This is a genomic window from Chryseobacterium sp. Leaf201 (assembly GCF_001421435.1).
In the GTDB taxonomy this organism is placed as follows: domain Bacteria; phylum Bacteroidota; class Bacteroidia; order Flavobacteriales; family Weeksellaceae; genus Chryseobacterium.
The window spans coordinates 1-8,490 of record NZ_LMKA01000005.1 but is presented as its reverse complement, the minus strand read 5'-3'; the positions used below and the strand labels follow the sequence as shown (position 1 = coordinate 8,490).

Sequence of the window (8,490 nt, the reverse complement as noted above, 5' to 3'; positions counted from 1 at the left end):
GAAGTTCAAGGAAGCAGGCTTTCCGGATTAAGAACATCTAAGAGAATTGTATAACCTAAACTTTAATAGAAACCTTATAGGTTTTCAAAACCTATGAGGTTTAATCGAACGTAGTTAATATTAATTAATGATTGTTGATCAGTACTGCTCATTACTTTAGATTCATTCTTTTCCTTATATACTATATAGTGAATAGAAAATATAATTTATCAGATAAGAGTTTTATTGGGAATGTTTATTAATTAGTGATTATTGATTTGTAAAGGTAATCGCTTTAAACAGCTTTGACTACATTATGAATTATATAAAAAATCAGGAAAATGAAGATATCCTAGAATAAGCTTTATATAAGTGACTCTGGTTGATGGGTATCGAATAGCCAGCTTTGACTGAAAATTTCCAGTGGATCTCAAGCTAATGTAATTGTGTGATAAAAATCGTGATACAAACTTTGATAGAAACCTTATAGGTTTTCAAAACCTATAAGGTTTGAGTGAACGTGATTAATACTATATCTATTATAATATAAGGTACACTATATAAGAGTACAGGATCTTAAACCAACCCGTCAAAAATCATTAAGGTTTTTTGACACCCCTCCAAAGGAGGGGAATTTTCACCACGGGGATCATTAATAAGGATTGGTGAGAATTAAATTAGAATGATAATAAGGTATACTGAAGGTAGCAGTCATAACACTATTGTTGTAGAACCAAGAAGACCTAGCCCCGATAGAAGCGGCTACCCCGCAACAAGGAAAGGATAAGCAAAGGAAAACGCGGTGGCCAGACAGGCGTGAGGAGTAAAAGTGGATAGCGGGATTAAGCTCCTAAGAAAAAATGGAACTTGATTTTAAAAATTCTGGATTACTGTATTCCTTATATATAATGTATGCTTATTTATAGATGTTCTATTAGAAGTCATCCTTACTTCCTTAATAGAATTGCTTAGGAATGATTATAATGAGTCCAATAAATATAGTACAACAAAAAAGATGAAGCAAAAGCCTCACCCCTGTTATTTTATAGTTGAATCAATCTTTTAAGAATATTCAAATTTTCTTACTGCTTCAAGTGTCATATCAATTTCCCTGTCTTTGATGGCATCACTGATGAAATAGGTTTCATAGCCACTTGGCGGAAGGTAAATTCCGTTTTGCAACAGTTGATGGAAAAAGTTATTGAATAAAGCGTGATTGGCTTCCTGGGCTTCTTCAAAATTGGAAACCCGGTTAATATGAAAGAAGACCGACATCATAGATCCTTTTCTGTTGATCTTATGGGCAATGCCTTTTTCATTCAGGATTTTCCCGATTTCAAAATCCAAGGTTTCTGTTGTTTTTGCCAGCCTGCTGAAGAATCCGGGATCATTTTTAATAAGCTGCAATGTTTTTAAGCCTGCCCTCATAGCCAAAGGGTTTCCGCTAAGTGTTCCGGCCTGATAAACGGCACCTTTCGGAGCCAGGTAATCCATAATTTCGTTTCTTCCTGCAAAAGCACCTACCGGAAGCCCACCTCCGATTACTTTTCCATAGGTTACCAGATCTGCTTTTACGTTGTAAAGCTCCTGTGCACCACCGAAAGCCAGCCTGAAACCCGTCATTACCTCATCGAATACCAATAAAGTCCCGTTTTCATCACAGATCTTTCTCAGTTTCTGAAGGAATTCATTCTCGGGAAGCACGCAGCCCATATTTCCGGCAACAGGCTCGATAATCACTGCGGCAATTTCGCCATGGTTATGCCTGAACAAATCTTCAACCTGCTCAAAATCATTGTATCCGGCCAGTAAAGTATCTTTTGCCGTTCCCTGGGTCACACCCGGAGAGTTCGGATTTCCGAAAGTTGCGGCACCGCTTCCCGCCTTAATCAGAAATGAATCTGAATGTCCGTGATAGCAGCCTTCAAATTTTACAATTTTATCTCTTCCCGTAAAACCTCTGGCCAGTCTGATGGCACTCATACAGGCTTCGGTACCTGAAGAAACCATTCTGATCTGATCAATATTCGGAACATTTTCCACAATAAATTTTGCGATCTCCGTTTCTAGCTCAGTCGGTGCTCCGAAAGAAAACCCTTTCTCTGCCTGGATTTTCAGCTCTTCCAACACTTCGGGATGGGTATGGCCTAAAATGGCCGGGCCCCAGGAATTGATGTAATCGATATAGGTATTGTCATCAGCATCGGTAAGATAGGCTCCTTTTGCAGATTTCATAAAAACCGGCACCCCTCCTACGGATTTGAATGCGCGGACAGGAGAATTAACCCCTCCCGGAATGTATTTGTACGCTTCATCAAATAAAGCTGAACTTCTTTGGTACTTCATATATAATTATTGGTTGACCTTCTGTAACTGATAAACGGTATGATCAACAAAGATTAATTTCTTGGTTTTTTATCAATTAAATAAATCAGCTGGCCGGCAGCAGGCTTCTGCCCTTCGTCCATTCTGTTTTTTGCGTATAATTTATTTAATTTGATTCCGAATTTCTGGGCAATATCATGCATATCTTCACCGGATTCGGCTTTATAGGTCGGTGTATTTCCGTCAGAATTTTTAGACTCAAGGAAAACGATGTCATTTTTCTGCAGCATATCGTTTTCAAGCTCGTTCCATTTGATCAGTTTGCTTTCGCTGATTTTAAATTTCTTCGCAATGTACTGAATATTGGTATCTTCCGGAATGATGATGTATTTTAACCCGTCATTCGGATGGCTTTTAATCAGGATGGTATTGAGGATTTCCGCTTTGCTTTTAATTCTCTCCACTCTTTTCTGCTGCTGGGCATAGGAAGTCTGCTTGTAGGGAACTTCAACAGTTACCGGAGTTTTTACTTTTTTAGTGTATTTTTCAGGTTCCAGCTGTGCCATAAAAGCCCTGTCATCCTTAAGACCGGGATACATTTTCAACACGGCATACATCACCTCGCGGGAACTTGTATTGTCGAATTCATACAACTTATACTTCTCAATTTTACCGATCAGGATGGAAGCATAACGGGGATTGGTAGCATAGCCTGCTTTTTTAAGTCCGTTTGCCCATGCCCTGTAATCTTTCATATCCAGATTGAAAAGGTTGGCGTAATACTTTCTTGTCGAAAGAAATATAGAGTGGTCTTGGTAAGACTGCCGTGGATCATCGTATACGCGGAAACATTCATTGGGCGCATCATCGGTGTGTTTCATGGTTTTCCCGGTCCAGTCTTCCTTGCATTTGATCCCGAAATGATTTTTGCCCTCCAGTGCCAGACGGCTTTGTCCGCCTCCGGTTTCCAGAAGACCCTGAGCAAGGGTTATAGAAGCCGGAATCTTATATTTTTCCATCTCTTCTACAGCATACCTGGCAAATTTCTGGATGTACTGGTCCTCAGTAGCCCAATTCTGAGCAGAGAATTTTGATAAAACTAAAAGGCTTAATAATGTGAAAAGTCTTTTCATGTTTTTCAATTTTTACTTATATAATTAAACTTCTGTTTTGTTTTTCCAACAGCAGGTTGGCTCCTTCAATCCCCTGTAATCCGCCGGTATGAAAACACAGCACTTTACTGTTTTCAGGAAAATAACCGTCTTCTATCAGTTCAAAAACCTTCTGCATCATCTTTCCTGTATATACCGGTTCCAGCGGGATTCCGTAGTGCTTTTTAAAATCATTGATAAAACGGATGTTTTCATCTTTTATTTTACCGTAACCTCCGAAAGCTGAATCTATTAAACTGACATTCTTATTTGGAGTCAATTCAGATATCCTGTTATCCAGCGCATCATCTTTAACTGCTTTAAAGCCTATAACTTTCTGGCTTTCTCCGCAATATTTTGAGATTCCGGCCACCGTTCCTCCTGTCCCGACTGCGGTGCAAAGATAATCAAAATCTTTTGTATGGTCATCCAGCATCATTTTTATGCCTGCTACGGCATCTTCATTGGTTCCGCCTTCAGGAACAATCAAAGCTTCAGGAAATTCCTGCTGCAGAAAAGCGGTTAATTTTTCTTTATGCCGGTATTCTGTGCGGGTAACGAATTTTAAATTCATCCCGTTTCTTTTCGCAAAAACCAACGTTGGGTTCTCACGCCATTTTTCCTGCAACTCCTCTCCTCTTATAATGCCCAACGTTGGAATTCCGGCTAAACTGCCGACGGCAGAAACCGCAGCAATATGATTTGAAAATGCACCGCCGAACGTAATGATGTACGGCTTTGCAGGACTTGAAGCTATATAATGATTGACATTAAAAAACAGTTTCCAGTATTTGTTCCCTGAGATCTGAGGATGGATAAGATCTTCCCTTTTAATGAAAAGCTGAATATTTTTCTGAACGGGAATTTCCTGGATAGGGATTTTTTCTGTCGGAAGTCGTAATAGCATGTTTTTAACGCGGTATTCGCAAAGTTTAAGTTAACAAAAATACTGTTTTTTACGTTCGCAACGGCGTTTCAATCAGCAATGGAATATGCACAGATTTTATCATTGAGAATGGCGCAAAGCAAAGTTAAGAATCCGAGGTATTAAATATAACTCCCCTTCTTCGAAATGACACAAAGGTTTTATCAACAATCAAATTCCTAATTCCTATAAATATTTCCTGAAACTCCATAATTTTCTTTTTTTCAGATAATCAAGGTCATGCTCATTGGAATAAGCTTCTCTTTCAAAAGAAATCCTTTGGTAAGCCTTATAGCTGTCTTTCAGTTTGAAAACCCAGTAGTAATACTCCACCACATAAAAAATATAAAAGAAAATAATGAGCATTTCAAGCTGCTGCCTTAAATGTATTTTTTCATGATTGATCAATACCTTATTTTTCTTATCTTCGGGATTGCAGATCAGGATAAAAGGAAAAAGGGCAATGCCGTTGATTTTTAACCTTTTCAGCGACTTTTGGCATACAATTATCATATTAACAAATATAAAGTTTTTTGACTTAGCGATTTAACTTATGGCACTTTTTGACATCAAAGAAGGGGAAGACTTTTACTACAATGAGCAGGGATATAAGGTTTTTACGGAAAAGTTTCACCTGAAAAGAGGCCATTGCTGTAAAAGCGGCTGTAAACACTGTCCTTACGGATACGATAAAAAGACGGATACATTCATTAAAAACGATAAAAAAAATTAAATAAAATGAAAAAATATATTTTTCTTCTGTTAGCGTCGGCTACCCTGACTCTTAGTTCATGCAGCCCTTTCAATGTACGTTCTGATTATGCAGAGACGGCAAATTTTAATGCATACAAAACGTATAAATTAAGAATTGACGATCTTAAGCTGAATGATATTGACAAAGACCGGGTATTAAATGAACTGTCCAGACAGCTTCAGACCAAAGGACTTCAGTCGGGAGAAAATCCGGATCTGATTGCCAATGTAAAAGCAAACCATAAGAAAGTAACCGATATCAATTCTACTTCCCCTTACGGAATGTGGGGATGGGGCGGACCTTTCGGATGGGGAATCGGCATGAACAGAACATGGACGAGCAACTATAACGAAGGTGCTATTATTGTTGACCTGGTAGATGCAAGAACCAATAAACTGGTATGGCAGGGAATCGGAAGCGGAATTTCCGTAGATTCTCCGAAAGCAAAACAAAGACAGATCCCTGAGATTGTAGCGGAAATTATGAAGAACTACCCTCCTCAGAGAAAATAAGATTAATTCAATTAATCAGATATATGAAAACCAATGCAACGTTGCATTGGTTTTTTTGTTTAATATAAGCCGACTATATCATCAACAGCCTTTCAGTAAAGTTTAATTTAGTTCTTTACAGCTTTAAATGATTTTTCAGTTCCGTTTTTAAAATGTAGAGTCACAAAATAGGTTCCTCTTTCCAGATTATTTACGCTCAGCGTGGCCGCAGGTTTTTCAACAGTCTGCACTACCCTTCCCACGGCATCATTAATGGTAATCTTTTTTACATCTTTTATATCCGTAATGTTTAATATATCACTGAAAGGATTCGGGTACACCCTGATTCCGGCAGAAATATCATTTTCATGTGTCCCCAGGTTCGGGATCTGTTCCCAAACCGCATCATCCCAATAATGCCCGGCAAAGGAAGTTCCCGGATTACGGATTGCCAGCCTCATGCCGTCCGGAACAGTAATGGGAACTGTAAAAATCCTTTCTGATGTACTGTCATAAGACATGTTGGTAATGGTAATGGGCTGAAGCGTTACAAAAGTATCCGGTAGAGTATCTTTTATATATCCGAATTCCAGATAGCCCGCCCCGTTTGCTTTCATTTTCACTTTTAAATGATGGGTTCCCGCGTTGATATTGGTAAGCGGCGGCATCACGACAATAGAAATTTTTCCCGCTCCGTAACCGGTCTGGTAGATCTGGCTTGTTCCGGAAGCAGGCTGTGTACCTGAAATAATCTGGCTGGCCCCATTCAGGATGATCCTGTCCCAGCAGGTTGGCACAATACTGTTTGGGGAACTGTATGTGTCAAAATTTTCCGAGAAACTGTTCACCGGAGCACATTGGGCATTAATGGCAGAAATGCCGCCCACTATTCCTAATAAGGGAACATAAAGCTTAAGGTATAAATTTTTATTCATTCTAAATAAATATAATATCACGAAAATACTTCTTTTCAGTATTATTTCAAATTCAGAATTTTATGATTTTTATCAATTTTATAAAATTAATCTAATTTAAACCCAATTAATATAACCATAACTTAATATGTACCGGAATATATTAAAACGGAATAAAATTTCCCATAGCCTGTTGAAATTTAATAATTCCGTAATTTCTTATTCATAAATTTATACTAATCTTACCACACATAAATATTGACATGAAAAAACCATTATTCATCTTGACATTTGCTTCAATGTTAGCAAATGCGCAGGCTCCGGCAGGATATTACAATGCGGCGAACGGATTATCGGGAGCTTCTTTAAAAACTGCCTTAAGCAACATCATTACCAATGGCCATCTCGACAAAGGCTACAGTGGGCTGTGGACAGCTTATAAAACCACGGATATTGATAAAAATTACGAAAATGACGGTTCTGTTTTAGATATCTATTCTGAAAAACCAACGGGAACAGATCCTTATAAATTTACGCTGGTAAACAACCAATGCGGAACGTATTCTGTAGAAGGCAACTGCTACAACCGTGAGCATATTGTACCACAGAGCCTGTTCAATCAATCTTCTCCTATGGTTTCTGATATTCATTTTATCAGGGCTACTGACGGAAAAGTGAACGGAATGAGATCCAATTATCCTTTCGGAAAAGTAGGCACAGCTACATTTACGTCCAAGAACGGATCAAAGTTGGGGAATTCTGCTTCTTCAGGATATGCAGGAACGGTTTTTGAGCCTATTGATGAGTTTAAAGGCGATGTAGCCAGGATGATTTTTTATTTTGTAACGCGGTACCAAAGTAAACTGTCCGGTTTTTCTTCCGGAAATATGCTGGGAGGCTCTGCATTTCCGGGATTGCAGACCTGGGAGCTGAATGTCCTGCTGTCCTGGCACAATCAGGATCCGGTTTCACAGGCAGAAGTTAACCGGAACAACGCTTCATATACCTATCAGAAAAACAGGAATCCTTTTATCGATAACCCGAATTACGTCAATTTAATCTGGGGATCCGGCTCTTCTACAGGCGGCGGAACAACCACACCTCCTTCTCCTCCGGCTTCAAGTTCGTGTACCAACGAAAATTTTGAAACCATTCCTACCACAAGCCCGGCATCTTATACAACAAGAACCTGGACGAATAATTCGGTTTCATGGACGGCAACGGATGCCAGAACGGATCAGACAATTTCGGGGAAAGCGGTTACGGTGAGAGCAGGTTCGCTTACATCAGGAAATTCAGCCAATGGTATCGGATCATTAACGGTAACCACACAGCTTAAATTTTCCGGAAGTAACGGCACTTTTAATGTTAAAGTAAACGGCACTGTGGTAGGAACTGTTCCTTATTCTGCAAATGCAGTGACCACAACCATCAACAATATCAATATTACCGGAAATATATCGGTAACCCTGGAAAACACTTCAACAAACAACAGAGTAGCCATCGATAATCTGAGCTGGACCTGTTATCCGGGAACTTCAAAAATGAATCAGCGGGCTGTTAACGGATTGAATACTATTCAGAAAGACCTGCAGATTTATCCGAACCCGGTTTCCAATCAGGAAATTTTTATAAAAGGTGATGTTCAGCATATTAAAAAGGCTGAGATTTATGATCTTCAGGGAAAGGTTATCCAAACCATTGACCAGCCTTTTAAAAACACCAGGAATGTGATTAAAACCAGCAACCTTGGGCAGGGAGTTTATATTTTAAAACTGGATGACCAGGCTTTGAAATTTATCGTTAAGTAATGAATATGAAGTCATTTAAACTTTTTTAGTTTTATAAAATTTCTTCAGAGCTATTACTATAAAAGCTATGTAATTGAAAGATTTCCAACTTGATACTGTTGTATTGTAATTGAAAGATTTCCAACTTGATACTGTTGTAT

The 8,490-nt window shown here is 38.8% G+C and carries 8 protein-coding genes; 3 read left to right on the top strand and 5 right to left on the bottom strand.

Annotated features, from left to right (window positions below; translation table 11 throughout):
* Positions 1-1,041 precede the first annotated feature (1,041 nt).
* The 4 genes from hemL to ASE55_RS02020 all read right to left on the bottom strand — a co-directional run bounded on the left by hemL (position 1,042) and on the right by ASE55_RS02020 (position 4,893).
* Entirely contained in the window at positions 1,042-2,325 is a 1,284-nt protein-coding gene (gene hemL, locus ASE55_RS02035) for a glutamate-1-semialdehyde 2,1-aminomutase (protein WP_056214850.1), read from the bottom strand.
* Between the two features lie 53 nt (positions 2,326-2,378).
* Positions 2,379-3,437: a glucosaminidase domain-containing protein gene (locus ASE55_RS02030; RefSeq protein ID WP_056214848.1), complete on the bottom strand. Its 1,059-nt coding sequence runs from the start codon at positions 3,435-3,437 to the stop codon at positions 2,379-2,381.
* 16 nt (positions 3,438-3,453) lie between these two features.
* On the bottom strand, positions 3,454-4,362 hold the full coding sequence (locus ASE55_RS02025) for a 1-aminocyclopropane-1-carboxylate deaminase/D-cysteine desulfhydrase (protein ID WP_056214845.1): 909 nt from the start codon (positions 4,360-4,362) through the stop codon (positions 3,454-3,456).
* A gap of 204 nt (positions 4,363-4,566) precedes the next feature.
* The gene (locus ASE55_RS02020; RefSeq protein ID WP_056214842.1) at positions 4,567-4,893 is read right to left on the bottom strand and encodes a hypothetical protein; all 327 of its coding nucleotides are present in this window, start codon (positions 4,891-4,893) and stop codon (positions 4,567-4,569) included.
* 40 nt (positions 4,894-4,933) lie between these two features.
* On the opposite strand from ASE55_RS02020, the gene ASE55_RS02015 reads away from it, so the two are divergent.
* Together ASE55_RS02015 and ASE55_RS02010 are read left to right on the top strand one after the other, a co-directional pair.
* Complete coding sequence (locus ASE55_RS02015) at positions 4,934-5,113, top strand: DUF5522 domain-containing protein (protein WP_056214840.1); 180 nt, start codon at positions 4,934-4,936, stop codon at positions 5,111-5,113.
* Positions 5,114-5,118: 5 nt separating this feature from the next.
* Positions 5,119-5,646: a DUF4136 domain-containing protein gene (locus tag ASE55_RS02010; protein WP_056214837.1), complete on the top strand. Its 528-nt coding sequence runs from the start codon at positions 5,119-5,121 to the stop codon at positions 5,644-5,646.
* Positions 5,647-5,753: 107 nt separating this feature from the next.
* On the opposite strand, the gene ASE55_RS02005 is transcribed toward ASE55_RS02010, so the two are convergent.
* Complete coding sequence (locus ASE55_RS02005; protein ID WP_056214834.1) at positions 5,754-6,560, bottom strand: T9SS type A sorting domain-containing protein; 807 nt, start codon at positions 6,558-6,560, stop codon at positions 5,754-5,756.
* Positions 6,561-6,802: 242 nt separating this feature from the next.
* Here ASE55_RS02005 and ASE55_RS02000 point away from each other — a divergent pair, with 242 nt between their 5' ends.
* Positions 6,803-8,350, top strand: coding sequence for an endonuclease (locus ASE55_RS02000; protein WP_056214831.1), 1,548 nt, complete (start codon positions 6,803-6,805; stop codon positions 8,348-8,350).
* The last annotated feature ends 140 nt before the right edge of the window (positions 8,351-8,490 follow it).